This window comes from Chitinophaga niabensis (genome assembly GCF_900129465.1).
GTDB classification, from domain to species: domain Bacteria; phylum Bacteroidota; class Bacteroidia; order Chitinophagales; family Chitinophagaceae; genus Chitinophaga; species Chitinophaga niabensis.
Window position 1 is genome coordinate 2,955,061 of sequence record NZ_FSRA01000001.1, and the last position, 26,183, is coordinate 2,981,243.

Below are 26,183 nucleotides of genomic sequence, written 5' to 3' on the forward strand. Positions count from 1 at the left end.
AAGATAACGTAATTTACATTCCAGCCCTGTTTTCCTCTTCGTTTTTACTGTTCTGCTTTCCTTTGTGTGTAGACCTTCCGAAGCTGTAATTCAAAGTAGCCACTACTCTCCTGTTACCAAACCAATGGGAAAGTTCATTATTCAGGATCTGTTTCTCCCGGAAGATATAGTATACCCGGTAAGTATCCAGGATATCGTAATAACTGATCTTTGCATTCAGTTTTCCTTTCAGCCAGCTTTTCTGCAGGCTCAGATCAATACTGCTCAGGGGTTTTATCCGGTAGATACCATTACCGCTGCGGGATTTGTAATAATAGGTCAGGTCGAAAGTGATGGCATGCGGCAGTGTGAACACCTGGCTTCCTGAAAGGGTATAATCAGTGATAGGGATGGTATAAATGATCTCGTGATAAGGTGTTTGTTCTTTCCTGTAAGCACCCCTGATACTATGCTGCATCTTCCACCAGGTTTTAAGGGAAAGCGGAAAACTAAGCTCTATACCGGCAAAGTCGCCATAAGGCAGGTTGCGGCCCAGGTATTCCAGTTCATTGGTGGCACTGTCATATTCCGGATACCGGGCCATAGGACTCAGTTCACGGCCTATTTGTATAGCCGCGTTAAAACTTTTATGCGAATATGTGAGGCTCAGCATATTGGTCTGGGAAGGCTGTAGCTGCGGATTACCCACCACGTAATTAAGCGGGCTGAGATAAAAACGGAAAGGATTCAATTGGACGAAATTAGGTCTCGTCATCCGGCGGCTGTAAGAAAGATGCAGTTGTTGAGTTGGATCAATAGTATAAGTAAAGAGGAAACCGGGTAGCCAGTTCAGGTAATCCCTTGTAATGATACCTGCCACGCTGTGTGTATGTTCCGCACGTACGCTGAGGGTATAGTTCCATTTACGCCAGCTCCTTTCATAAGAAACATAGGCCGCAGAAATATATTCATCATATTGAAAATTATTAGTGCGGCTGCTGTCCAACCCGAAATCATTATTAGCGAGCAGCGTATCATAACGCAGATCATTCTTAGTAGTGGTATAGGCGAATTTGGCGCCTGCCCCCACTTTCCCTTTCCATACCTTCAAAGAAAGATCAGCCTGTGCCATGCGGATCAGGATCTCATTTTTCAAAGCAGTTTTCCAGTAGTCCAATAACGTTTCTGCTTCCCTGTTCTGAATATCCTCATACTGCCGGTTGCTGACTTTAGCAACGGAGCCTAGCAGGTCCAGCTGATGTTCCCCGAACTGAGCGGTATAATTAAGGTTAGCGGCATAGTTCCGTTGTTTGGGAGCGGAAGTATTGATACTGTAGGTATGGAAGATGGTCCTTTTAGCAGAGGAATCCGTAGTAAAGAGTGTATTGAAGGCATCAACATCCCGGTTCAGATTGAAAACCCTCAGCCCCACATCTATCCGTTGCCCCTTCCTGAAGCTGTATTCCGCTCCTAACTGGTAACTGAAATTATTGTTGCCGCTAAGTGTTTGCGTATTAGTGGCCATGATGTTTGTATTCGCCTGGTGTTGTAAAGCGGCATAACGATGTACCGTGGTACCGGCTCTATAGCCGAGGCGGGCTGTATAGGCTACCTTTCCTGTTTTGTAGCTGAGCTGAAGCGTATTGTCCGATAAGGTATAATTGTTCCGCTGAAGACTGAGAAGCGCGTTGCCTTTCCAGCCTAAGGTCTGATCACGTTTCAGTTTAATGTCAATGATCCCTTTATATTCACCATCATACCGGGAAGAGGGATTGGAGATCACTTCAATGGAGGCGATCATTTCGGGGGTAAGGCTGGCCAGGTATTGCTGTAATTCTTCCGCATTCATCAGCACAGGTTTTCCATCAATAAAAACACCCGGTGTGATCCTGCCGGACATGGTGATCGTACCATCTCCATTTACTTCCAGGCCAGGTACTTTTTTAAGTATATCGAATGTATTGGCCGAGGCAGCAAAAAGTTTGTTCCCGGAAATATTTAAGACCAATTTATCTCCTGACCGCTGAAAGGCTGGCCTCTCTCCGGCAACCACCACTTCTTCCAGCAAACTGGCATCGGCGGCCATGGGGATCTCTCCTGCGTCTCCTGTTTCCGCCAGTTTCCATGTATGCTTATACCCCAGGGTGGATAAACGCAAGAGGTAAGTACCCGCCGGCATCCCGGAGAATTGAAAAAACCCGGCGGAATCAGATACCTGCCCCTGGATCAGTGCAGTGTCTTTTAGAGATAGCAGGCTTACGGTAACGAAGCCTATGCCCGAATGGTTTTTGTCGTCCACCGCTTTACCCCGGAGAACAGTTTGCGAAAAAGCAGGAATGTTTAAGATCAGCAGGCTAAAGAACAGGGATACCCGTACCATCATCTTTGTTTTCCGCAAACCTAAAAATGGAATGGATAGCCGGGGTGCAGGTTCCCTGAATCAGGCGTACGGATTTATAAAACCGTACTCATTGCAGCTGGTTTTCAATGCCTTTTATGCGGCACCGATACTTTCTTTATACAATGCCGGCGTCATATCCTTGATCTTCCGGAACGCAGCATAGAAAGTAGATTTAGAATTATACCCCACTTCATACCCGATCGCTTCAAAAGTAAGCCGCTCATTGGTGGTGATCAGCTTACAGGCTTCCGCGATCCTGTATTCATTGATATAGGTAGAAAAGCTTTTCCCGAGATTATCATTTAGCAACTGGGACAACTGGTGCATGGAAATATTAATATGCTGCGCCAGGTCGTTCAGTTTCAGGTTGGGGTCTTTATAAAGCGCCTTATCGCGGATCACTTTTTCCAACTTATCGAGCCATATACTGGCATCCGTTTCTGCAATCTTCTTTCTTTCCGGTTTGCCATTGTTTTCAAACCCCGCCCCTGATAAACTAAAGAAAACGGTCAGGAACAACATAAAAGTGAAGCAGATACCACCACTGATGTAAATACCATGCACTACCCTGAAGAATGCCAGCAGGTAGGCCAGGAAAATAAGGCAGTTGCCCAGGAATAATATCAGCCAGAATTTCTCCGTATCACTAAGTACTGAAGGGTTCACAAATAAGGTCTTCAGCACCGGTTTCAGTAAAAATCCCGTAGCTACCAGGTAACAGGGCCATTGCAGGTAAATAACATACACAATGATATTATTCCATACATCAGGACGGGTTTGATAAGGGAACAGCATCCCCACCAGCACCAAAGCGCCCAGCTGAATACCCCAGCTCCATTTCCATGAATTGGGAATACCGGTACTTTTCAGCAATACAGCTTTGAAAAAATAATATAAAGAAGGCCCGATAAGGAAACAGGCAGACAATCCTATCTGCAGGCATATTTTAGGAAGGCCGGGATTGAAATACAGGAATACTGATTTTGCCACCCTGATACTGAATGCCAGCAGCAGTAAACCCAGGAAAAAGGAAGCTACGGACCTTCTCTTCTTACTTAAGAAAAGGTAAACGCTCAGGATAATGCCGTTAAATGCTCCTAAAGCACTGACAAGGAATAATAATTGCCGATCAAGGTCCATAGTATAAATGGGTTAAACAGAAAACCGGGCCTCCCGCCTATGCGGAAAGCCCGGTTCAAATATAAATGTATCCCTCTATTATACCAATCCTTGTATGGATTGAATAAGCGTTTTTTTGTTAAACGGTTTTTCCAGGAAAAGATCGGCTCCGTTTTCCAGTGCAATGTCTTTAGCGGCAATATCCACGCCCGAGATCATAATGATCCTGGTAGCCGGATACTCCGACCTGATGAATTCGATCAGATCAATACCATACCCATCCGGCAACCTGTTATCCAGTAATACAACAGAGGGTACTTCCTGTTGAAAATATTCCACAGCATCGGAAATTGATTGCACATGTTCTATCTCCATTCCTTCCCCATCAAGCAATAAATTGATCAGTAAACACATCTCTCCTTCGTCGTCCACGATCAGTATTTTCTGTTTGCCAATAGTCTCTGTAGCGGCATTTGTCATAAAGCTGGTTTTAAAGGTTCTGGTTAATAACTTAAAAACCATACCAACAATTAAAAGAAAAATTTTGTGCAACCAAATCGTTGCCTATATTTGCAACCTAATGGTTGCCTAACCAATTAATGAACTATCATGAGAAGAGATGTATTCCAAGCAATAGCCGATCCTACCAGGCGGGAGATCATTGGCTTAATCGCCAACCAGGCCATGACGCATACTGCCGTGGCAGACAGTTTTGATGTGAGCCGGCAGGCCATTTCAAAACATATTAAGATCCTCACGGAATGCGGCCTCATTGTGATCAAACAACAAGGCAGGGAGCGGTACTGCGAAGCCAGGCTGGACAGATTGAAAGAAATAGCTTCCTGGCTGGAACAATACAACAGGTATTGGGAAGTGAAACTGGATTCACTGGAAAGATATTTAGACAAACTTCAAAAAGATAAAAAACATGGCAGAAAAAAATAAGTCATTCCGCCAGGAAGGCAATGCACTGATCCACACAAGACTGCTGAATGCTCCCCGTGAGCTGGTATGGGAAGTATGGACGGAACCGGAACACATCAAAGAATGGTGGGGGCCCAACGGGTTTACCTTAACCCACCGCAATATGGAAGTAAAAGAAGGCAAGGCATGGGATTTTATCATGCATGGCATGGGTAGGGATTGGGATAACAAGATCGAATACCTGGAAGTAGTAAAGCCCTCCCTCCTGCGGTACCGCCACGGAGATGGCGGAGGCGGACTGAGCTTTACGGTATCTGTTACGTTTGAAGAGGCAGATGGTAAAACGCTGCTTACCATGCGTTCCGTATTCGAGTCAGAAGAAGTGATCGCCGTACTCAACAAACAGGTAAATGCCATAGAAGGTGGCAAACAAACGCTGGACAGAATGGGAGAATACGTTGAAAGACAATATGAAATCCGTAAGGATTCATAGTAAAAGGGAAGGCGCAACTAAACAGCTGCGCCATTCCTTTCTACATCTTTAACAGTATGGAGCCACCGGAAATCTTTTGCGTGCTGAGATCAAACACTTCCAGGAAATAAATACCCTTTCTCAAAGTAACATCCGGCACTACCGTAAACCGGTGCAAACCATTCGCAAACGTGGTATACAGCACTGTTCCATTGAGTGCATGCAATGTGAGTTTATATCTTTTAGCTGCCTCCAGCCCTTCTACGACAAATTGTGTGGTGAAGGGATTCGGATAAACAATGATCGCACTTTTATTTTCGAAGTCCTTGCCCGGAATGCCGGATAAGGATGTTTTGAGTATACGGATGTTATCTGTTGCTGTACTATCCCCAATGCGCAGCTTTACATAAATATCATTCTCTCTTTTGCCCAATGCAGCGGGATGAAGTTTTAATACAGAGTCGGCACTCTCCGGCCTGAACAGGTCTGTAAATGCAGCATCCCTTGCAAAAGTAAAAAGCCCCGGAGCATTTGCATGTGCAGAGATAATAACGGTATCGTTATTATTATTGATGATATTCCTGTTAGCCGATATCGTAACTACCGGCTTCAGCGAAGCGGGAAATAGCCTGTAAAGAGAATCCGCATAAGAAGCGAACCAGTTGGCATGATTATAAAAAATACCGGGTATCAATCCTCCATTCCATACAATAGGAATAAGATGCCTGGATGCACTGTCCAACGCCGTGTAATGAAAACCATTCTGCCACATATAATCGTTCTTCCTCACCAACAGCCCGCCGGCATCATTCACACCCCAGATCTCAGGATATACATAGGCTACATTCCTCGCTCCTATCTGCTGAAAGCCTAATCTCCTTCCCCCATCAGCTCCTCTTACATATACATTCGTTTCCGCCACAGAATAAGGCCATATACCCTGCCTGTCTACCGACACAAAAGCAACATGCCCGTTATTAAGATGGTATTGCCTTTTAGGAAACACCTGCTGATGTACACCACGCAGTATGGCTACCGTATCCGTTGTAATACCATTATACAGATAAAGCGTAGGTGACTGCTGCGCTTTCTCCATCATATACAATACCTGCTGCTGATCAATTTCCACATACAGGAACCGTTCTGCGGTTGTTTCCCCTGTTGCAAAAGCTGTAGTACTTCCGTTCTGATATTTATACAATGTGTCATTGATACTATACAGGTACCAGCCTTCCGGAGACACAGCAAAGGTCCCGGGATTTGTAGACACTCTTACTACTTCTTCCCCCGGCCGTTTATGATAGAAATAACCCCAGCTGGTAAACAAGGCGTAGTTGCCTCCTACTTCCACACTGGTAGCCTGCTTCTCTATCTCTGTAAGTGCATTGCCCCGCCATTCATACAATGCTACCATACCTGCAATAGTAGAAGCTGTGGTGATAAATGCACCACTATCTGTTAACCATCCGCGTTTGATCTGTTTTTCCGCAAATGCTGGTGGACTGTTCAGTGGGATATCAATGATATCAGGTGTGTTAAGCTGATGAATATGATAAGCACCGTCCCGCCAGAAAAGCAGGCGGTTACCTTTAAAGTCCAGCACTTCTGCCGGGCCGCCGGGAATATCATAATAAAATTGCAATTGCGCATGTGCGCTCAGTTCAGTTAACAACAGTAAGCTAAAGAAGAGGTAGAGTTTTTTCATAAAGAAGGGGTTGAGGGTTTTATTAAAATTACTTTCAATTCCCCAAAAAAAAGATACTTGAATAAGTAGTTACAATACCATTTTTCGCCACCGGCTCACCCATTTCCGGGAACGGCTAAATAGCTTTATCACCAGCAACCATATATGCTGATTTTTGACAAAAATCTCATGAAACGCTTAACCCTTCTATTATTATTGTTTTCCTGTTCCGGGAAAAAAGATAACCCGGCCCCACCACCACCGGACAAAGAGATGATCGTAAGCACCGTGGCTGGCAGTGGCACAAGGGGATTTGTAAATGGCAATGCTGCCACTGCACAGTTCAAAACTGTTTGGGGCGTTGCGGTAGACAAACTTGGCAATATCACAGTAGCAGACGGAGATAATAACTGCATACGGAGAATATCTGCATCCGGAGAAGTAACCACAATGTCCGGCAATGCCACACCAGGTTTTGTGAATGGGCCTTTAGCCGATGCCCGGTTTTACAATCCGCTGGGAGTGGCTATAACCACCAACAGTGCCGGTGAAACATTGGACATATATATAGCAGATGTTGTCAATTACAGTGTCCGGCATCTCACTGCAGGATTAGTTAGAACACTGGCAGGCACAGGTACTCCGGGCTTTACAGAAGGTTCCCCTGCTCTCCTCCGTCGCCCGATGGGCGTAGCTGTCAATGCCCAGGGTACTGTTTACGTAGCAGATATGGATAATCATGCCATACGGGCCATCGCCCCCAATGGCAATATGAGTACCTTAGCCGGAAACGGCACGCCGGGTGCTGAAGAAGGAACAGGTGCAGCAGCAAGGTTTAGCAGTCCCCATGGTGTTGCTGTAGACGCTCTGGGGAATGTATATGTGGCAGATTACAATAATCATCGCATCAGGAAAATAACGCCAGCAGGAGTAGTGAGTACCTTAGCCGGCAGTACCAGTGGCTACCAGGATGGTGTTGGTGCTGCAGCAAGATTCTCCTCTCCGCGTGGAGTAGCAACAGATGCACAAGGCAATGTATATGTAGCAGATGCAGGTAATCATCGCATCAGGAAAATAAGACCGGATGGCACTGTTACCACCATCGCCGGTAGCACACAGGGTTATGCAGATGGCCCTGCATTACAGGCAAAGTTAGATACACCCAGTTCAGTAGCAGTAGACCAGAACGGAAATATCTATATAGGAGATTCAGGGAACTACAGGGTAAGAAAAATATCCCTGAAATAGATGCATAAAGCAGTAATTTACAGGAAACGAATTCCCTTGTACGGCATGTACCGGTATTGCCTGTTTATCATAACCTTACTATACGCCCAAACGCTGCAAGCGCAGACAGACAGTCTGCGCTTCAGCCGGCTGGGAATGGAAGACGGTTTACCCGATGCAGCAATCACCGCCATTGTACAGGATGCAGAAGGTTTCTTATGGCTCAGCACCACCAATGGGCTCAGCCGCTATGATGGTACCACGTTCAGGAATTTCTTTCACGATAGCAGTAAAAATTCCCTCCCCGGCAATCACATTCAGAATATAATGAACTATGATGCAGATCACCTGGTAATAGCCACCACTTCAGGCCTCTCATTATTAAACACCCGCACCCTTCAGTTCAGGAACTTCCTGGTGAACAGCAAACCGTTTATGTTCAGCCGCGACAATAATTTCCGGGCTTTAGCCATCGACGAGAATAAAAATATCTGGGCAGGCACAAGAACAACTTTATATTGTTTGAATGCAGAACTGAAGGCCCTGAAAACATTTAGAGGATATAGTGAAAAAGACTATAACAGGTTGCGAATGAACTATGTTTCTGACATTGGCGTATTGCAGGGAAATGAAATTCTGGCATGCCTTCAACGGGAAGACGAAACAGGTGAACTCTACCTATACGATCCACAAAAAGATTCGCTGCAAAAAATACAGCAACTCCCCCACCATCCACTACGTGCACTCAATAATGCTATCAGTACCTACTGGAACATCGATGAAAAAGGAGGCGTGCGTATTGTACAGTTCCTGACAGACAGTTTAATATATTTTAATCCCCTTAACCAAACCCGCCAGGCAACCAGGCTAATATTCAGCAATTCATCCAGAAGGATAGAAAGTACAATGACCAGGATCATAAACGTGGGAGATCAGCTCCGGGCTATTATTTTTCAATCAGGAGGATTTGTACTGCTTCCTCCATCGTTTACGGGCCAGCCACTGCATGCCTATCTTCCGGAAATAAGCATCACCGCCGTTAAAAAGGACAAAGATGGCAACCTTTGGGTAGGCAGCACAAACGGTTTGTATAAGGCCGTTGGTACTGCTAAAGGCATAAGGTCTGTTGCCATTAATTGTGATATTGATACCACTGACTGGGCGCTGGAAAAGATCTCATTCGTTAATGACACCGTATGGTTAAGTTCTACCCCTTCAGGTTTTTTTCTCTTTTCTAAGGATCTCAACATGCTGGATCATGTGATACTTAAAGGGCGGGCTTACGAAAATATAACCTGGTATGCTTTGCAGTCAAATGCCAGGGACACCTTATGGCTTAGTACCCAATCAGGCATGCGCTGGTATCACCAGGCCACACGCACATTTGGTATGCTGAAGGAAAAAGGCAAGCCCGATGCGATGGACCGGCATCCCATACTCAATGCCTTCAAGGACAGCAAAGGACTGATATGGATGGGCATCGGCTTTGGAAATGGCGTAGCAAATTATGATCCGGCCAATCGGACCTTTAGCCATTATCCCTCTAAAGAAAGCGGCAATCCACTCCCTATCCGTCATGCATATGTGATTGCAGAGGATAACGAAAGCAATCTATGGATGGGAAATGTGGATGGTGTTGGGCTGGCTTACTGGAAAAGGAATACAAACACTTTTGAATTGATCCCCCAGGATTACTATTCAACATTTGACAATGCCGCCATCTTCGCATTGCTCTGCAACCGCAGGCCTACACTCTGGGCAGCTACCGGGAACGGGCTTTTCAGATTCCATATCCCCACCCGCCGTTTTTCAAAATACACAGCAGCAGACGGCCTTCCTTCCAGTTCATTGACCACTATAACAGAAGACAACAAAGGCCGTTTATGGATAGGCACCAGCAATGGGATCAGTTGCTTTTTGCCGGAAGAGAATAAGTTCATGAATTTCATGTACCCCATTGCCCTGCCTGAACCCAAAGTAGCAAACATGGCATACGATAGCAGCTCCGGCAAGATCTTTTTTATCACACAACATTACCTGAGCTGCTTTAACCCGGATACACTGCTGGCCTCCCGGCCTGTACTTTCTTTAAAGATCACAGATGTACGCATCGGCAATACCCCCTGGCCCGTTCAGGCCAGCTACCGCATTCCATATACGCAGAACGATATCAATCTTGGTTTTACCGCTATCAATTTTTCAGATGGCCGCCTGAACAGGTATTTCTACCGCATAGATGATAAAAAATGGATCCCGGTAGGCAACCAGCGCCAGGTCAGTTTCCTGAACCTCCCTCCCGGTGAATATGCCATTGCTATAAAAGCCGTCAACAACTCCGGCATCTGGAGCAATGAAACCAGTATTCATTTTACCATCCTGCACCCCTGGTGGAAAAAATGGTGGGTATTAACAGTTGCCATTTTATTAGCTGCAGCCATTATTACCTGGCTGGTAAAACGGCAGATCAGGGGGATCAGGAATGTAGCCGGCCTGAAACAAAAGATGGCTGAGACAGAAATGCAGGCCCTTCGCGCACAGATGAACCCACACTTCATCTTCAACTGCATCAACAGCATCGACGGCCTTATACAAAGCAATGATAAATACCATGCCACCGTATATCTTAATAAATTCGCCAAACTGCTGCGCAATATACTGGACAGTTCCCGGCAAAACACGGTAACACTGGCAAAAGACCTGGAAACATTACAACTCTATATAGACCTGGAACAACTCAGGAATGAAAACAAATTCACTGTACAGATAGAAGCAGATGAATCTCTGTTACAAGATGATTATAAAGTGCCTCCACTGATCGTACAACCTTATGTGGAAAATGCAATCATACATGGATTGAAGAACAGGCCAGATAATGAAGGCAGGTTATTCATCAGGATCTCTCACCGGCAGGAGCATATTGAATACCTGATAGAAGATAACGGTGTAGGCAGAGATGCATTTAAAAGCAGTAGCCGCAAGCAGGATAACTCTTATGGCATGCAAATGAGCCGGGACAGGATCCGGTTTTTCAATAATGAAGAAAATGCTTCCGTATCGGTGACCGATCTGAAGAAAGGCGGAAAGGCAGCAGGTACTATTGTAAAAGTATTATTAAAGATCCAATGATGCTCACAGCAATTATCATAGACGATGAACAAAAAGGGCGCCTCGCGCTCCGGGAAAAACTGCATGACTACTGCCCTGATGTAAAACTGATCGGCGAAGCGGCAGATGGCCTGGAAGGCCTGCAACTCATCAGGGAAAAGAAACCGGCCATTGTTTTCCTGGATATTGAAATGCCCCGGATGGATGGATTTGATATGCTGCATGAACTACCGGAAAAAAATTTCCACCTGATCTTCACTACGGCATACGATCAATATGCCATAAAAGCGATCAGGTATGCCGCATTTGATTATTTGCTAAAGCCGGTGGATATTGAAGAACTCAGAAGCGCCATTAAAAGAGCTGGCATGCAATCACAGCCGCATACGAACGAAAAACTGGAAGTACTGCAGCAAAACCTGCAAACCAGGCAACAGCTGAATAAAATTGCAATCCCCACACTGGAAGGCCTGCTCTTTTTTAACACTACAGACATTGTGCACCTGGAAGCCCAAAGCAACTATACCAATATCTATTTCACCAATGCGCCCAAGCTGATCGCATCCCGCACACTGAAGGAATTTGAAGAGCTATTACCTTCAGATATTTTCTTCCGCACACATCATTCTTTCATCATCAACCTGCACCACATCAAACGTTACATTAAAGGAGATGGCGGGCAGATAGAAATGCAGAACGGGCATTTTGCCTTACTCTCCCGCCGAAAGAAAGACAGGTTCATGGAGATCTGGGGTGGGGGTGCGATATAAAACTTCGCTGCCGTTATAACATCAAATCCGGCAATAATGTAGCATAACCTTTCCTAAGTTAGCTGAAAATCAAGCAACTAAAAAAAGATTTATACATTTCGATATATCTATTTATATTTGCAGGGTAAATGAGGAAGTATGGACAGTAAAAAGTTTGAAAAGATTTCTAAAGCCTTGAGTGACTCAAGCAGGATTGCTATTCTCGAGAAGTTCAAAAAGAAAAAAGACGACTGTTTATACTGCACCGAAGTACACGATTTTCTTGACCTGGCCCAACCATCCATTTCTCACCACCTGAAGCAACTGGTTGACGCGGACCTTCTCATTCCCGAAAAAGAAGGGCGAAACCTGAAGTACTTATTAAACCAGGCCGTCCTGGATGATTACATTAAATTCCTTAGCGCACTGAAATGCTAATATAGACCTCTAAGAAAAACCCGATTTAATCACTTACGATGCAAAACATCGAAACATTTGAATGTTTGAATTTATGAAGAAGTCGATCTATATTATGGCGCTTGGCGCATTTGGTATTATTACCACAGAATTTGGAGTGATTGGAATTATGCCAACCATCGCCAAAGAGTTCAATGTCTCTATTGATACAGCAGGCTGGCTGCTGAGTGGCTTTGCCTTAACGATTGCATTAACGGGGCCCTTTTCCGTGATGCTTACATCAAAGATCAACCGTAAGCTCATGATGTGCCTGGTACTGGGCATCTTCGTGTTATCCAATATCATGTCTGCCCTCGCACCTAATTTCGCGGTGTTGATGATTGCACGGATCCTGCCTGCATTCCTGCATCCTGTTTTCTGGGCTGTAGCTACCGTGGCCGCCTCTAAACAGGTAGAGCCGAAAGATGCACCCAAAGCAGTGTCTGTTGTGTTAGGTGGATTGAGTGTTGCGGCTGTATTAGGTGTTCCCATTACTACTTATGTGGCAGAACTTTATAACTGGCAGGCATCCTTTTACCTTTCAGGACTTATTAACCTGATCGCTTTTGCAGGGCTGGTGGCTTACATACCATCCATGCCGGTAAAGGAAAATGTAACACCTGAAAACCAGTTAAAGATATTAGGCAAACCACAGCTCTGGGTAAACCTCGTGGCTACATTGATCATGATCGCCGGGATGTTTGCCACCTTTGGTTACCTCGCGGAATATTTAGGAAAGATCTCTCACATGAGCGGAGGCCACATCAGCCTGATGCTGTTGCTGTTCGGTACCACCGGTATTGTAGGTAACTGGCTTACAGGGATTGCCTTAAGCAAGAATGTGATCCTCACCACCAGGGTGTTCCTGCTTTCTTTGGTAGCTGTGCATCTCATGGCCTATACCTTTGGCGGATTATTTGTACCCATGGCTATCATCATCTCTATCTGGGGATTCATCCATACCGGTGGTTTCTTAATCGGGCAAACACGCTCTACATCTGAAGCCCCCGAAGCTCCGGAACTGGCAGCCAGCCTGATGGTTTCTTTCGGGAACGCTGGTGTAACCTTAGGCTCTTTGTTAGGCGGATTTATGATCATCCATTACGGTATTCAACAGGTGATCTGGATCAGTATCGTGCTGTTTGCAGTAGCCTTCGGATTAACCTTTGTGAATGTTAAAAAAGCTATAGTAACAGCAGAAGCGGAAGAAGAAGCAATAGAAGAATTAGTGTTTGAAGAAGAACCTGTCCTTGAGCTTTCAAGGGACTAGTGGAACAGTGTATGTTCCGTGAAGACCCGCAAAGGTTTTCACGGAACTTTTTATTTTGAGTAATATCCTATCACCTTATAGGTTCCCTGCACCTTACCAAACACAAAAACTGTTTTAGCTGCATTCACTTCAAACAATTTGGAATCTTTATCGGTTAATTTCCGCAGCTCGGCGTAATCTGCATTCTGCCCTTCTTTTATATACTCCTCTCCCAATTTGGGTACTAAGTTCCTCACATCTGCAGTGAAAACGTCCTTATACTTTGAATGAAAATCCGCATCACTCAGCTCTCCTTTTGATGTTTGCAACGGAAAATGTATGGTGCCCTTCAATTGGTCTTCACTATTCTGCTCCACAGCTGTTTTGAAACTCCCGAAAGCAGTTTCAAACAATTGATCATCTGTGCTGACGGAGGTTCTGGGACCACCACCAGGCATCTGGGATATCGTATCTTCTGCGGGAGGAACAGCTGATGAATCTGCAGTCTGTTTCGGGCCAATGTTGTTACAAGCCAGAACGGCTATACATAAACAACCAAGTAAAAAACGTGGGTAGATCATAACACATGGTTTTGATCTATCAGGGAACAATTAATATGCCTTTTATATCAAAATACTGCTGTTCAATATATCGCAGCCCCTTATACTTTCTTCATCTTCAGTTTCAACACACCTGCCGCTTTCGTATAACCACCTTCTGCCCCATCCACAAAATGAATATGATCATCTTTCAGATCACGTACGTAACAGGACATCACGGATTCATTACTAACATAGAGCGCGTACCTGATCTCTCCCACTTCCTCCAGTGCATTCAACGCTTCCTGCAAAAGCAAGCGCTGCTGCGCCGTACCGGTTATCACGGTATTGATCTTACCGTCCACCACCAATGTATCAGACATCTCTACCAAACGGCTCAGGTAATTCTTCCCGTTTTGTGTTCTGAAATAAATGAACCCCAGCAACGCAGTGAACCAATCCTGGATCAGTTTAAACATCTTTACATTGCCCGACTTCATCCGCATTTCCTGCATGATGGCTGTATAAGTGGATTTCAGCTTAAGCTTTGCAACTGATATGGGTTGCCTTTTCTGTGGCATGCCATAGATCTCATCAATAGCAGAGATCACCTTTTTATAAGCTGTTGATTGCCTGGCTCCCTCTGCCGCAATAGCCAGCAAGGTCACTACTTCAAAATTGTTTTCCGGCGGTTTAACCTTATCCCACCTGCACATCATACCTGTAAGGTCCAGCTCATGATCAGGTGCTTCCAGTTCGCCCAACTGGTAATCTTCTCCCTTTATTACTTTCTCCGCATAGTTCAGGCCATCCCCTAATATAATGGGGATCGCAAAGTTCCCCGAACTGCTGAACTTTGTTATTTTCAGTTCATGCCCCAAAGCATAGATAGCTTTAACCGGCACGGTGCCTGCACGCAATTCAAGATCATAATCCCTGCGCATGTTCTTCCGGTATAACTGCAATGCCCGCATGGCAGTATCTACAACAGAAGGCGGTACAATGAAAGTAGCCCCATCCCCTCCAAAGAAGAAAGGAACACTGATATTTACTTTATAACTGATATTGAGTACCGCCACGATGCTTCCTGTGGCAATCAGGTTAACGGTTTCATGCAGTCCATTCCGGATCGCTGAAGTAGAGCTTTTAATGTCTGTGATAATAACATGCCAGTTCCCGGGAACATTATAGAATAAATGGTCCTCTGTTAAAAGATCGCTGAGTGCAATGCGGTTTACCGGCAACCTGGAGTAAAACTGTTCGTTGTTATCAGACATGTTATCCGAAATTTAAGATAAATTACGGATAACATGGCGCTTTAAGCTTTATAAGGGCTACCGCTTCCACCATTCAGCAGGTCCTTTAAACTTCCCAGGAATTGGTCCCAGCCTGCCGAACAGAAACTATAACATTCAAACTCCTGCGTTAATCCTTCGTGCAGCATATCCAGTTTGGAAGGGCCTATCTCCCAGTAAACCTTTGTACCTATCCATTCTGATTTGTCATGGATCGGCGCGTCTACATCAATGAAAAAGTTCACACAGGTCCAGGTGACCTTTTTGTTGGGCACCAGCTCTGTGACACGCATATGGATCAGGTTCTTTCCCTGGAACTTTACCGTAAACTCATCATTCACTTTTGCGGCTGCACCACTATAATCTTCTGACCACCAGGCAGCAATGCCTGTGGTAAGGGCTGAATAAATAACTTCCGGCGTAGCCTGAACAGCCAGGCTGCTCTTGTAATCTGTTGTTGTCATAAGATGGTCCTTTTTATACAAAAATAAAGGCTGCAAAACCAGGGCAAGGGGGGTTAAAAAGACAATACACCGGGGCAATTTGGCCAAAACTATCCCCTAACTTTGTTTCAAACGGATTTTCTATGCGAACGCTCACTATTCTAGTACCTGAAGGACAGGATAATCTAACCAGTGTGGTAGGTGCCTATAAGTTCTTCACCAAAGCGAATGCTTATTTCAAAAAGGAAGTATTTCATATACAACTGGCAGGTGTTACCAAAGAAGTAGACCTTTATGATGGTTTATTCGCCATCCGCCCGCAAACCCATATCCGGGACATTGAGAAAACAGATCTGATCATCATCCCTGCCCTGGCTCATAACAATATTCCCAATGTACTGGCCAGGAATGCGGAAGCGATCAGCTGGATAAAGCAACAACGTAAACAGGGGGCAGAAATAGCCAGCATATGCACAGGCGCTTTCCTGCTTGCATCCACCGGGCTGTTGAAAGGCAGGGTCTGCTCCACCCATTGGAATGCTGCCGGCAAATTCGCTGAACTCTTCCCGGATGTAGACCTGCAAACAGATAAAATAATCACGGATGAACAAGGCATTTATACCAACGGGGGTGCTTTCTCTTTCATGAACCTGCTCTTATACCTGATCGAAAAGTACTACGACAGGGCAACCGCTGTATTCTGCGCCAAAGTGTTCCAGGTAGATATAGACCGCAGCAGCCAATCCCCTTTCACCATTTTCAACGGACAAAAAGATCATGCGGATGAAGAGATCCGCAAAGCGCAGAACTACCTGGAAAGTAATCTCTCCGATAAGATCTCCATGGACGAACTGGCCAGCAGCCTTGCTATCAGCAGGCGTAACTTCGATCGCCGTTTCATCAAAGCAACAGGCAATACGCCCATTGAATATCAGCAACGGGTGAAAATAGAACTCGCCAAAAAATCATTGGAATCCGGCCGTAAAACCATCAATGAAGTGATGTATGAAGTGGGCTATGCGGATACCAAAGCATTCCGCGATCTCTTTAAAAAGATCACCGGCCTGGCTCCCATAGATTACAGGAATAAGTACAACAAAGATGCGGCGGTGAATGAAAATTACTGATGGCGGTCTGCGATCAGCATAGAAATAAAACAGCCTACTCCGGCAATGGTACGTACAAGGTTAAAGTTATCCCATTTGTGCAGCAGGTCCTGCCAATTCGCAGGAGGTGCATCCGGCGCCCAGGTTCTCATGAGCTGATTGATGGGTACATTCCCGAACCTTGTTACCAGTAAGGAAGTTAATGCAAGCCCTGCCGCTAAGAGTGCAAATTTATTCCGGAACAGATATGCATACACCAAAGGTGCAATAATGGAAAAACCCATAAGTGTCTGCACCGTAATGCCATTATGGTTCATGAGCTGCACCCGGAAAATGAGATGGATATTTACAGGTACTTCATAAAAAGCAGGGACCAGGTTCACATAACCATAAAAGAAAGAACCGGCCAGCAACCCGGTAGCGATCAATGCAATAAACCTCGTAAGCGTTTTCATGAGAACAATTTTAGCTGATCCGGGTTTTCTGACACCTGCGTGGTTAGTTCCTCCAATTCACTTTCTTCATCCGGGTAGGATACGAAATGGATATTCAGGTTGATGATATTTTCATAGAGGATACATAAACTATGCCCCTCGATATTTTTCTGTTCACCAGGTTCGTTGATCATTCGCTGACTGCCGTCCTCCCCTGTTTCCTGTTTCTTAAAATCCCTTTTGATCACATTCTTCAGGTAGATCTGGTTCAGCACTTCTCCTTCACAATCAAAATCAACCAGGAAACCGGAATAGATCATCGTGCCTTCCTGCACCCTCACCAACGCATCTACAAAGATGATATCAAAATCCTCCCCTTCCGGTTTGTAGCCGTTAAAGTAGTAATACCACCTGTTGTATAACCTGAATAGTTCGTACCTGGAATGAAGGGAATACCTGATCACCAGCCATCTTAATCCCCGGCCTAATACAATGCAGCTAAGCAGCAATACCAGGTTATAAAAGGCAAACCCTGTCAGCAAAGATTTAAATGCCGTATTGGAGATCTTTGTATCAAAGGATTTAAGATCGCCGCCGGAAATTAAAGCGAGTATATCAAAACGGATCTCTTTTGAAATGAATAGAACGGCGGCGGCATGCACCAGTAAAGAAAAAACGGCGGAAGCCATTAAACCTTCCAGTAAAGTAAATTTAGGACCGGATTTAGGAAATCGACCGAATGAATAGGAAAGATATAAGGATAGTGGCGGAATAAGGAGAATGAAGATAAGTACCGCGCTGAGGGCAACGTTCATGGATATGGCATTTCAGCAAACTCCTAAGAGTTCAGTCTGACATTAATTTTTTTCTCGGCATCAATGGTCACAGAGAGATTCCTGCCGGACACCCCGGATTTCATCTCACTGGCTACGATCGCCTTTGCAATAGCAGCCGAAACCTGGCTGTTACTCAGTACGATCCTTGCCTTTTTGGAAATTTTTGCATTTGACATATCGTAAAGTTAATGAATTTATCGGAAAATCAGGTAAGGTCCCTGGTATACACATTCCCCATCAGGTCATACGCTTCTACCCTGCGGGCCTTCTTTTTCACCGGGTATTCCCAAACCTCTTTCTTTTTATTGAAAACCGCCGGCTCCCCATCTACCAGCACTTCTTTAACGCTATGGTCATTTTTCATCTTCACGGTCACTGCTTTATCGGAAACGTTTACCTCGCTGATCTCCACTCCATGAAAAGCATCGCTAAAGGCAACATTATAGGCAGATTGACCGTTTTGGGCACGTTTCTGGTACTGTGCTTTCCTTACAGGGTCTGCGATTGCCTCTTTGGCAAATGCATTCGCTTTAGCAAAACGCTCCTGGTTAGCCACCTGGGTAGGCGTTTTGGGCGGATAGGGCTTCGGGAGCTTGCACATCACCGTTTTCCCGTTCCTCTGCCGGAAAACCACTTCTCTGCCAAAGGTGCCCTGGGCGCCTTTCATGATCGAATTGTTATCTATTATTGCCATACTGCAAAGGTAGTGAATATATCTGACATAGGCTTCACATAGGGTCAAAATAGGGGGATCCTATACTTTACCTATATTTACAGTATGCTGAAGTTAGAAAGATCACGATACCTGGGTACCAATGTGCATAGTTTCAGCACAGGAGGCCTCACTATCAGTGAAACCCTCTACCATCAAAAGGTATTCGAAGGCTGGCATTACCATGAGAACCACCACATTACGCTGATACTCAGGGGTGGTAACCGGGAACAAAGGAAACAACAGGAGATCATGGCCGCTCCGGGGGCTGTTTTACGTTATAACGAAGGGGAATTGCACCGGAACATGCATACCCAACACCCTTCCCGGAATATCAATCTTGAGATCGAAGGGGCTTTTTTGCGTCAGCATCAATTAAAATTCACTGATCTGCAACACTCCCCGGCCCTCAAACTCTCCCTTCTGAAGATCTACAGGGAAAGCAAACTGGCGGATACCTGCAGCCAGGCTTCCATCGAGTCCTCCCTCCTGCACCTGTTCAGCAATAAAACATCCAAAAATACCCCGCCCTGGATAGCACAGTTAAAAGCCCTGCTTCACGACCGCTGGAATGAATCACTCTCTTTACAGGAACTCGCTGCCCAGCTCAATGTTCATCCGGTAACTATCTCCAAATACTTTCCCCGTTATTTTTCCTGTACCCTGGGAGAATACCTGCGCAAACTGAGGGTAGAAAAAGCAGTAGACCTGATGCAGCAGGAAGGAATGTCTCTCACGGAACTGGCTTACCATTGCGGTTTCTTTGACCAAAGCCATTTTATCAGGGCATTTAAAATGTACACCGGCTTCCGGCCAAAAGAATGGGCTAATTACATACAATTTTAAATATCCTCCCTAACAGACCTTTGCTGTTATGAAAGGCATAATACTGATCATCATATTGAGCACCGGTTTTGCTCAGGCCCAGCAAACGGTTATAGAGAAAACTGCGCAGCTGATCAAAGCGCACTATGTATCTGAAGAAAAGGGGGCTAAGATCGCCGAACACCTGTTGCAGCAATACAAGGCCGGCACTTTCAACACCAAACCCCTCGATTCTGTAGTCACTGCCGTACTACAGCGTTTCAGCCACGACGGGCATCTCTATTTACGCTACGACCCCCAGCCCCTCAAAGAGGAAGAAAGTGATGAAAATCTTTTCTACTATGGCCCCAAAGCCATAGAAAATAATTACGGTTTCCGGGAAGTGAAGGTACTGGATGGCAACATTGGTTACATAAAACTTTCCGAGATCAATATCTCCGATAAAAGCCTGCCACTGCTCTATGCTGCTATGCGGTTTGTAACCAATACAAAAGCCCTTATCATAGACCTTCAATACAATGGTGGCGGTGGCAGCAATATTGGTGCTGTGCTGGAAAGTTACTTCCTCCCAAAGAACACCCAATTACTGGAATTCAAAAGCAGAACGGGTGGTGTAGAAGTAGAAAGAACAGTCACCTGGCTTACAGAGGAGAGATACAACAAACCCCTCTACATCCTGGTGAATGGCAGAACAGCATCTGCTGCAGAAGCCTTTGCCTATGTATTACAAGCTCGTAAAAGAGCGAAGATCGTAGGCCAGACCTCTGCAGGCGGTGCTAATATGAATCAATTCTACCGTGTGAATAATGAATACTATGTGTCTGTTTCCATTGCAGCACCTGCATTACCCGGAACGGATAGTTCCTGGGAGCAGAAGGGTGTTCAGCCGGACCAGGTAACCCAACCGGGAGAAGAGATCAAAGTGGTCAGGGAACTCATATCCGCAGATAGAACGGTAACTGCAACAGGCAGGGAACTTACTTCCCCCGGTAAAACGGCAACCGGAACATCTACTTCCCCCGGTAAATCAATACCCACAGCAACCGGAACAATTACTTCCTCCGGTAACACAACAACACAACCCCATTCGCAATAGGTGCGGTTTTCACCAGCTCCATCCCTTTCATATGCATCTCATCCCGGAAGAAACGTTTCCCCGTTCCCATGATCACGGGATGCACCAGTAAACGGATCTCATCCACCAGATCAGCCTTCATCAGGGATTCCGCGAGAATGGAACTCCCTTCCACCTGGATCTCCCCTTCCAGCTTTTTAATTTCTTCCAAACTAATGATCTCCGAATTTTCCCAGGTTGCCTCTTTGAGAGAAGAAGAAACCACATACTTCGGCATGCTGTTCAGCTTAGCCGCAATATCCATTTCATTGTTCTTCAGGTTGGGCCAGTAAGAAGATAACATCTCGTAAGTGGTACGCCCCAGCAACAACGCATCACTGCCATGAATACTTTCCCGGATATATTGCTGACGCTCCAGGCTGTCAAAAGGCGCAAACCACTCATTCATTGAATTTGCATCAAAAACGCCATCCAGCGTTACCCATGTTGAAACTACTATTTTGCTCATTGTGATAATTTTCTACAAAGTAACAGCAGCCCACAGAGGCGGAATTGAACAAACCCGACAATCTAGCGGTAAGGAGCAGAACGTTTTAAATATTCACTGGGAGAAGTAAGGGTAAACTTCTGAAAATCACGGATAAGATGGCTTTGGTCTGCATAACCAAACTGGTAGGCCACATCCGTGAGCCGGGAGAATTGCTGGTAGTTGATCTGCTGGAATGCTGCATTGAACTGGCAGATCTTACTGAACAACTTGGGTGATATACCCACATGGAATTCAAATAACCGTTGGAAGGTCCGCTCGGTTATATGTAATTCGTTCCGGATGTCCTTGAGCGGAACCAGGCCATCACTTTTCCGGATGGCATCTGTAGCATAAAGGATGCCTTCATGTACACCACGGATAGGCTCGGCCAGCTTTTGTATATAACTATTCAGGAATTGTACCCGCGCAGGTAAAGCAGCAGCATTGGCCAGTTGTTCCTGTAAACACATGCCCCGGGCAGGCTGGGTAAGGGAGAGATCAATATGGATATCCGTCAGTTCTTTGGCATCAAAGCCGAACAATGTTTTTAATGCATGCGGGTAAATAAAATAGGCAATCATCATGAAACGCCCCCTGAGAATAAGTTCGGCAGGTTTAACACATTGGCCGTACAGATGAAGGTAATCCCCATTCAGGGCAACAATACTGGGATACCCGTTAGCTATCAGGGGTAGCGCCACATCACAGTACGGATCGGAATTTTCGATCACCAGGATGTTGCTGATATAATGAGCAACGGAAGGATCCGGTTGTAAGGCCTGTGTGTTCATGCTCAACAAATATAATCATTCCTCCTTCCAATCTTCACTCCAACCGCCCAGTTGGGGATGATACATTTCATCTCCCGAATGCTGTGTGAACACTATATTCAACCGCTGCAACCCCAACACCTCTTCACAACAGGCCATCAGTGCTTCTGCCAAAGCAGCCCTTGTTTCCACCGGCCGGCCGCGCCTGATATCACACATCAGCAATGCTGCGGGAACAGGCGTTCCTGCATTGCAACGCCAGACTGCCCCTTCCCCCAGCTCCCTGATGGTGATGGTGATCCTGTTCACATCCGCCTTCATGATGTCCGCATAAAGAGCCCCCATTCTTTTAGCCAGCAATTGTTTGGTGGCAACAGGATAATGATCATTCACATCCAATTGTAGATACGGCATTCCTTTTTTTATAAAGGTACCGCTTTGTAGGTAACGATATCTATGCCTACCCCGTTGGGGTCCTGTATGGCAAAGTGACGGTCGCCCCAGGGTTCATCCCTGATCGCTATTTTAATGTCCACCTTTTTGGCCTTCATTTTTTCGTACACCTCGTTCACGTTATCCACCTCTATGGTCAGGTAAACACCTTTACCGGCAAAGGGGGCCCGGAACAGGGGTTGCTGGGAAGCATGCTCCGGCAGCAGGAAACTGATCTCTGCCTGCTTATTGGGCGTATGGAGTAATAAGTAGAAGTCGTTTTCAAAGGTTACACCGAAGCCCAGCACTTCCGTATAGAACTTTTTACTTTCCGTGATCTTAGACGTTACGATCCCTGCATTGAGTTTCATTTGTGCATAAAGATTAGTGATGAATAAAGAGAAAGCAAGCATTAAAAGTAAACGTTTCATGTGTTCCGATTTATACAGCAAAGTTATCCCGGGGTTAAACAGGAACATTGTAAAAAACGGACAACTTACTTCAGAAGGGCCTTGCCGGGTGTAAGGCCATAGAGATGTTTGAACTCTTTGATAAAATGGGCCTGGTCGTAATACCCTGCGTTCAGGTAATCTTCCGGCGCCTGCAGCGTTTTCTGGAATCGTACCACCCTGGAAAACTCCTTGGGTGTATCCCCTATATAGAACTCAAATAAACGCCTCAACTGCCGGACACTGATGCCCTGTGGCAACTCTTTCTCCACGCTCATCGTCCCCCCGTTCTGCAGTATGCGCTCAATGGATTCATACAAACGGCTATCTGCATCAATACGGATATTTGAAACGTGACGCAGAAAATGCTCATCCAGTAAGGCTTTCAGGTTTTCCGGAGATAGATCGGCAGAAAAGGAATCCGCCAGGAATTTTGCCACTGCCGGCAACACATTCTCCAAACACTCTGCCCGGTTGCTTAGCCCGGCCGCGCTGATCTTATACAACTGTGGGAACATACTGGGAAAGAACCGTACCCCAACATAGTTGAAAGTCTTTGCCAACTCAAACTCTACAAAGGAATTTGTAAAGCCCATCACATAACTTTTATCCGGCTCTTCCAGCTCAAAATAAACATCCATACAGCCGTCTGCGATAACCCGGTAATGGAAAGGAGATGTTAATGGATACCTGGTTTTAAGCTGCCAATAACAGTAGATATAGTCCTGTAACCTTACATCAGGAAGGATCTCCTGGTATCCTACCCCTTCAGCCGGATGTTCAGGACCGGGCTGTACAGGCAGATAGAGCGATCGTATGTTAGGCGTCCTTTTCAATATTTCAAGGTACTTATTTATAATAATCTGATAAAATTTCACTAACTTATCCTCCCTATAAACCGCCACAGGCAAGGATAAGTGGTCAGGTAATGGTGTTGATGGCTCTCGATCACATTCAGAAATATGCTGAAATCCCCGCTGGTGGCCCAACTCTATGAACTCTATGACACCAACAATTGTTCACGTAGAACCAGTACTAACTGTACACAGTGTAGAGGAAACCATTAAATATTGGCAGGAGGTCTTTGGCTTCCCCGATAAATGGATGTGGGGAGACCCACCTACACATGGTGCTGTTTCCTGGCATGGCGCCCAGGTACAGTTCTCTCACGATCCTTCACTGGCAGCCACTTCCAGGGGCAATGCCATCTTCGTCCGGGTAAGGCAACTGGAAACCCTATACGATTTCCACAAGGAAAAGGGAGCCGACATCGTTGCACCCCTCGAAAATAAACCCTGGGGCATGGCTGGTTACACCGTTCGCGACCTTAACGGTTATTACATTGATTTTGGCGGGCAAACCATCACCATCCGGCAAAAAAGTCAGAGCAGTTTACCTTCCTACATCCAGGTCCTGAAAAGAACACCCACTCCGGAAGAGTTCAGGCGTTTAGCCATCTCAGTGGGATGGGCAGATCCTGAAAGGGATAGATTGGACAAGATCGCAGCCATGCTCGACCCTGTAATACATTCTGTAGTAGCGGTAAACGGCGATACCGGAGAAGCTGTGGGATGCGCCCTGTTACTCGGAGATAAAGTAACTTTCTATTATGTAAAGGACGTAATGGTACATCCCGACTGGCAGGGCAAACGCATTGGCACCGCCATGATGAAAACACTGATAGACCTGGTGGATGACGATATCATGGTCACCCTTATCTCCGGAGAAGACCTCGCTTCTTTTTATCAGCAATTTGATTTTATTCCGACCTTTGGGATGATCCGCTTTAAAAGGATCTCCGATGATAAGTAAAACAATTAAGGTCGAAGCCTACTCAGATCAATGGCCATTAACCTTCTTACACCTACAGGCCAAATTTAACCAACACCTGGAACACCTGATCGACCGCATTGAACATGTTGGCAGTACTGCCGTACCCGGCCTTGCCGCTAAACCTGTTATTGATATAGATATCATTATTAATGATAAAAGCCGCTTCGAAGAAATTACAGCCATCTTAAAAACACTGGGGTACACACACGAAGGAGACAGAGGTATTCCCGGAAGAGAAGCATTTTCAGGGCCATCGCAACCCGCCCATCATTTATATGTTTGCCTGGCGGATAGCATCAGCCTGAAGAACCACCTGCTCTTACGCAACTATCTCCGCTCCCATCCTGAGAAGGCAACAGCTTATGGCGAGTTAAAAAAACAACTGGCCCAAAAGTATCCGGATAACATTGATCTATACGTAGAAAATAAAACGGCTTTTATCACCAGCATACTTGAAGAAACTGGTATCGATCCTGATAATTTGCAGGAAATTACCGCGCAGAATAAAGCCAGGAAATAAATCCATGCCTGATCACTGGCAGACAGTACCTGTCAGTTAATGAAATCGGCAGTAAGGCAGTACCCCGACCCCGGCCAGACAACATGTTCTATTATCATCAGCAGGTACTTAAACGGGCATACGGCTCGATTTCCGGAAAACGGTAGGGCTGATGCCTTTGTTCTTCCTGAAGAACTTATTCAGGTGGCTTTCATCCGTAAAACCAAACTCCGTAACGATCTCCCCCATACGCATATCGCTGTGCAGCAGCCGGTGTTCTATCATTTTCATCCGGTAGCTGCTAACGTATTGCTGCATGGTTTCGTTCGTCTGCCGTTTAAAATACCGCCCCAGGTAAGATTCAGACACACCAAATTCCTTACTGATCACTTCGGTCCTGATCTTCTCCGGGTAATAGATATTGTTTTGAATATAGGAAAGGATGTCCAATGCCTTTTCATCTGTTTGTTCACCCACCTGCTGTGGCATGTATTTGGAAATATTGCGGGCCACTACTACGATCAGCGTATTCACCAGGTGCTGGATCAGTTCCCGGTTATAACAATCCCTGTTCACATATTCCCTGATCACCGCCTCTATTAAAGGATGCACCAGGCTTTTATCCACCTGGTTCTTCAGGATACAGCCGGGTTGATGGTTGGCATTCTGCAGGATAAATTCCAGCCTTTGAACATTATCTGTATGAATACTGTTCGACTGAAGATAGATATTGGAAAACCGTAAAAAGAAGAAGGAAGTAGTGGTTTCAATCTGGAAGGAATGACAGTCTTCCGGCGTGATCAGGAACATATGCCCTTCGTGATACCGGGAGGTATTGTTATTGATACACTGGGTACCTGTCCCCGAAAGGATGTACACCAGTTCAAAGAAGTTATGCGTATGCCCGGATTTGGGACATACATCCAGCGTTTCAATCACCTCAATAGAAAATGGTTCGTGCAGATTTTCCCGTTTCATGGAGCAAATATACCTAAATATGGAAAATATCTACCAGTAAACATCCAAATATCAGGTATAAAT

General features: G+C 45.5%; 29 protein-coding genes. 12 read left to right on the top strand and 17 right to left on the bottom strand.

What is annotated here, in order from left to right; genetic code table 11:
- Nucleotides 1-13 precede the first annotated feature (13 nt).
- The 3 genes from BUR42_RS11485 to BUR42_RS11495 all read right to left on the bottom strand — a co-directional run bounded on the left by BUR42_RS11485 (nucleotide 14) and on the right by BUR42_RS11495 (nucleotide 3,979).
- Nucleotides 14-2,359, bottom strand: coding sequence for a TonB-dependent receptor (locus BUR42_RS11485; RefSeq protein ID WP_159442253.1), 2,346 nt, complete (start codon nucleotides 2,357-2,359; stop codon nucleotides 14-16).
- Between the two features lie 114 nt (nucleotides 2,360-2,473).
- Nucleotides 2,474-3,520, bottom strand: coding sequence for a helix-turn-helix domain-containing protein (locus tag BUR42_RS11490; protein WP_074239354.1), 1,047 nt, complete (start codon nucleotides 3,518-3,520; stop codon nucleotides 2,474-2,476).
- A 78-nt stretch (nucleotides 3,521-3,598) separates the two neighbouring features.
- On the bottom strand, nucleotides 3,599-3,979 hold the full coding sequence (locus BUR42_RS11495) for a response regulator (protein WP_074240556.1): 381 nt from the start codon (nucleotides 3,977-3,979) through the stop codon (nucleotides 3,599-3,601).
- Between the two features lie 129 nt (nucleotides 3,980-4,108).
- Here BUR42_RS11495 and BUR42_RS11500 point away from each other — a divergent pair, with 129 nt between their 5' ends.
- Nucleotides 4,109-4,444: an ArsR/SmtB family transcription factor gene (locus BUR42_RS11500; RefSeq protein ID WP_074239355.1), complete on the top strand. Its 336-nt coding sequence runs from the start codon at nucleotides 4,109-4,111 to the stop codon at nucleotides 4,442-4,444.
- Complete coding sequence (locus BUR42_RS11505) at nucleotides 4,428-4,916, top strand: SRPBCC domain-containing protein (RefSeq protein WP_074239356.1); 489 nt, start codon at nucleotides 4,428-4,430, stop codon at nucleotides 4,914-4,916. Before BUR42_RS11500 ends, BUR42_RS11505 begins: the two co-directional genes overlap by 17 nt.
- A gap of 40 nt (nucleotides 4,917-4,956) precedes the next feature.
- On the opposite strand, the gene BUR42_RS11510 is transcribed toward BUR42_RS11505, so the two are convergent.
- Complete coding sequence (locus BUR42_RS11510; protein WP_074239357.1) at nucleotides 4,957-6,600, bottom strand: T9SS type A sorting domain-containing protein; 1,644 nt, start codon at nucleotides 6,598-6,600, stop codon at nucleotides 4,957-4,959.
- Between the two features lie 168 nt (nucleotides 6,601-6,768).
- On the opposite strand from BUR42_RS11510, the gene BUR42_RS11515 reads away from it, so the two are divergent.
- The 5 genes from BUR42_RS11515 to BUR42_RS11535 all read left to right on the top strand — a co-directional run bounded on the left by BUR42_RS11515 (nucleotide 6,769) and on the right by BUR42_RS11535 (nucleotide 13,386).
- Complete coding sequence (locus BUR42_RS11515) at nucleotides 6,769-7,827, top strand: NHL repeat-containing protein (RefSeq protein WP_159442254.1); 1,059 nt, start codon at nucleotides 6,769-6,771, stop codon at nucleotides 7,825-7,827.
- Complete coding sequence (locus BUR42_RS11520; protein WP_084185523.1) at nucleotides 7,828-10,932, top strand: ligand-binding sensor domain-containing protein; 3,105 nt, start codon at nucleotides 7,828-7,830, stop codon at nucleotides 10,930-10,932. It begins immediately after the preceding gene.
- Nucleotides 10,932-11,681 carry a LytR/AlgR family response regulator transcription factor gene (locus BUR42_RS11525; protein ID WP_074240558.1) on the top strand — a complete coding sequence of 250 codons (750 nt, stop codon included), beginning with the start codon at nucleotides 10,932-10,934 and terminating at the stop codon, nucleotides 11,679-11,681. The genes BUR42_RS11520 and BUR42_RS11525 overlap by 1 nt, the downstream gene beginning before the upstream one ends.
- A 138-nt stretch (nucleotides 11,682-11,819) precedes the next feature.
- Nucleotides 11,820-12,098, top strand: coding sequence for an ArsR/SmtB family transcription factor (locus BUR42_RS11530; RefSeq protein WP_074239359.1), 279 nt, complete (start codon nucleotides 11,820-11,822; stop codon nucleotides 12,096-12,098).
- Nucleotides 12,099-12,171: 73 nt separating this feature from the next.
- The gene (locus BUR42_RS11535; RefSeq protein ID WP_084185647.1) at nucleotides 12,172-13,386 is read left to right on the top strand and encodes an MFS transporter; all 1,215 of its coding nucleotides are present in this window, start codon (nucleotides 12,172-12,174) and stop codon (nucleotides 13,384-13,386) included.
- Nucleotides 13,387-13,436: 50 nt separating this feature from the next.
- On the opposite strand, the gene BUR42_RS11540 is transcribed toward BUR42_RS11535, so the two are convergent.
- The 3 genes from BUR42_RS11540 to BUR42_RS11550 form a co-directional block, all read right to left on the bottom strand.
- Nucleotides 13,437-13,946: a hypothetical protein gene (locus BUR42_RS11540; RefSeq protein ID WP_074239361.1), complete on the bottom strand. Its 510-nt coding sequence runs from the start codon at nucleotides 13,944-13,946 to the stop codon at nucleotides 13,437-13,439.
- Between the two features lie 80 nt (nucleotides 13,947-14,026).
- A complete protein-coding gene (locus tag BUR42_RS11545) occupies nucleotides 14,027-15,181 on the bottom strand; it encodes a DUF3095 domain-containing protein (protein WP_074239362.1) in 1,155 nt (384 codons plus the stop codon).
- 41 nt (nucleotides 15,182-15,222) lie between these two features.
- Nucleotides 15,223-15,663 (bottom strand): SRPBCC family protein, encoded by a 441-nt coding sequence (locus tag BUR42_RS11550; RefSeq protein WP_074239363.1) that lies wholly within the window; start codon nucleotides 15,661-15,663, stop codon nucleotides 15,223-15,225.
- Nucleotides 15,664-15,785: 122 nt separating this feature from the next.
- Here BUR42_RS11550 and BUR42_RS11555 point away from each other — a divergent pair, with 122 nt between their 5' ends.
- Nucleotides 15,786-16,769 carry a GlxA family transcriptional regulator gene (locus BUR42_RS11555; protein ID WP_074239364.1) on the top strand — a complete coding sequence of 328 codons (984 nt, stop codon included), beginning with the start codon at nucleotides 15,786-15,788 and terminating at the stop codon, nucleotides 16,767-16,769.
- Here the strand turns inward: BUR42_RS11555 and BUR42_RS11560 are convergent.
- Genes BUR42_RS11560 through BUR42_RS11570 form a run of 4 tightly spaced genes read right to left on the bottom strand, consistent with a single transcriptional unit; the run spans nucleotide 16,763 to nucleotide 18,712 of the window.
- Nucleotides 16,763-17,203: an anthrone oxygenase family protein gene (locus BUR42_RS11560; RefSeq protein WP_074239365.1), complete on the bottom strand. Its 441-nt coding sequence runs from the start codon at nucleotides 17,201-17,203 to the stop codon at nucleotides 16,763-16,765. The genes BUR42_RS11555 and BUR42_RS11560 overlap by 7 nt on opposite strands.
- Nucleotides 17,200-17,997, bottom strand: coding sequence for a hypothetical protein (locus BUR42_RS11565; protein ID WP_143197417.1), 798 nt, complete (start codon nucleotides 17,995-17,997; stop codon nucleotides 17,200-17,202). Before BUR42_RS11565 ends, BUR42_RS11560 begins: the two co-directional genes overlap by 4 nt.
- A gap of 23 nt (nucleotides 17,998-18,020) precedes the next feature.
- On the bottom strand, nucleotides 18,021-18,194 hold the full coding sequence (locus tag BUR42_RS29755; protein ID WP_159442255.1) for a hypothetical protein: 174 nt from the start codon (nucleotides 18,192-18,194) through the stop codon (nucleotides 18,021-18,023).
- 29 nt (nucleotides 18,195-18,223) lie between these two features.
- Entirely contained in the window at nucleotides 18,224-18,712 is a 489-nt protein-coding gene (locus tag BUR42_RS11570; protein WP_143197418.1) for a hypothetical protein, read from the bottom strand.
- A gap of 84 nt (nucleotides 18,713-18,796) precedes the next feature.
- Here BUR42_RS11570 and BUR42_RS11575 point away from each other — a divergent pair, with 84 nt between their 5' ends.
- Together BUR42_RS11575 and BUR42_RS11580 are read left to right on the top strand one after the other, a co-directional pair.
- Complete coding sequence (locus BUR42_RS11575; protein ID WP_074239368.1) at nucleotides 18,797-19,576, top strand: helix-turn-helix domain-containing protein; 780 nt, start codon at nucleotides 18,797-18,799, stop codon at nucleotides 19,574-19,576.
- Nucleotides 19,577-19,604: 28 nt separating this feature from the next.
- Nucleotides 19,605-20,651 carry a S41 family peptidase gene (locus BUR42_RS11580; protein ID WP_074239369.1) on the top strand — a complete coding sequence of 349 codons (1,047 nt, stop codon included), beginning with the start codon at nucleotides 19,605-19,607 and terminating at the stop codon, nucleotides 20,649-20,651.
- On the opposite strand, the gene BUR42_RS11585 is transcribed toward BUR42_RS11580, so the two are convergent.
- The 5 genes from BUR42_RS11585 to BUR42_RS11605 form a co-directional block, all read right to left on the bottom strand.
- The gene (locus BUR42_RS11585; protein WP_074239370.1) at nucleotides 20,608-21,138 is read right to left on the bottom strand and encodes a dihydrofolate reductase family protein; all 531 of its coding nucleotides are present in this window, start codon (nucleotides 21,136-21,138) and stop codon (nucleotides 20,608-20,610) included. The two genes, BUR42_RS11580 and BUR42_RS11585, sit on opposite strands and share 44 nt — an antisense overlap.
- Before the next feature lie 62 nt (nucleotides 21,139-21,200).
- Nucleotides 21,201-21,950 (bottom strand): helix-turn-helix domain-containing protein, encoded by a 750-nt coding sequence (locus tag BUR42_RS11590; RefSeq protein ID WP_074239371.1) that lies wholly within the window; start codon nucleotides 21,948-21,950, stop codon nucleotides 21,201-21,203.
- 15 nt (nucleotides 21,951-21,965) lie between these two features.
- The gene (locus tag BUR42_RS11595) at nucleotides 21,966-22,343 is read right to left on the bottom strand and encodes a tautomerase family protein (RefSeq protein ID WP_074239372.1); all 378 of its coding nucleotides are present in this window, start codon (nucleotides 22,341-22,343) and stop codon (nucleotides 21,966-21,968) included.
- Between the two features lie 8 nt (nucleotides 22,344-22,351).
- A complete protein-coding gene (locus BUR42_RS11600) occupies nucleotides 22,352-22,792 on the bottom strand; it encodes a VOC family protein (RefSeq protein WP_200798250.1) in 441 nt (146 codons plus the stop codon).
- Between the two features lie 65 nt (nucleotides 22,793-22,857).
- Nucleotides 22,858-23,646, bottom strand: a complete 789-nt coding sequence (locus BUR42_RS11605; protein ID WP_074240560.1) for an AraC family transcriptional regulator — start codon at nucleotides 23,644-23,646, stop codon at nucleotides 22,858-22,860.
- Between the two features lie 166 nt (nucleotides 23,647-23,812).
- Here BUR42_RS11605 and BUR42_RS11610 point away from each other — a divergent pair, with 166 nt between their 5' ends.
- Together BUR42_RS11610 and BUR42_RS11615 are read left to right on the top strand one after the other, a co-directional pair.
- Complete coding sequence (locus BUR42_RS11610; RefSeq protein WP_074240561.1) at nucleotides 23,813-24,622, top strand: GNAT family N-acetyltransferase; 810 nt, start codon at nucleotides 23,813-23,815, stop codon at nucleotides 24,620-24,622.
- A complete protein-coding gene (locus tag BUR42_RS11615) occupies nucleotides 24,612-25,163 on the top strand; it encodes a GrpB family protein (protein ID WP_074239373.1) in 552 nt (183 codons plus the stop codon). Before BUR42_RS11610 ends, BUR42_RS11615 begins: the two co-directional genes overlap by 11 nt.
- Before the next feature lie 108 nt (nucleotides 25,164-25,271).
- On the opposite strand, the gene BUR42_RS11620 is transcribed toward BUR42_RS11615, so the two are convergent.
- Entirely contained in the window at nucleotides 25,272-26,120 is an 849-nt protein-coding gene (locus BUR42_RS11620; protein WP_074239374.1) for an AraC family transcriptional regulator, read from the bottom strand.
- Nucleotides 26,121-26,183: the final 63 nt, after the last annotated feature.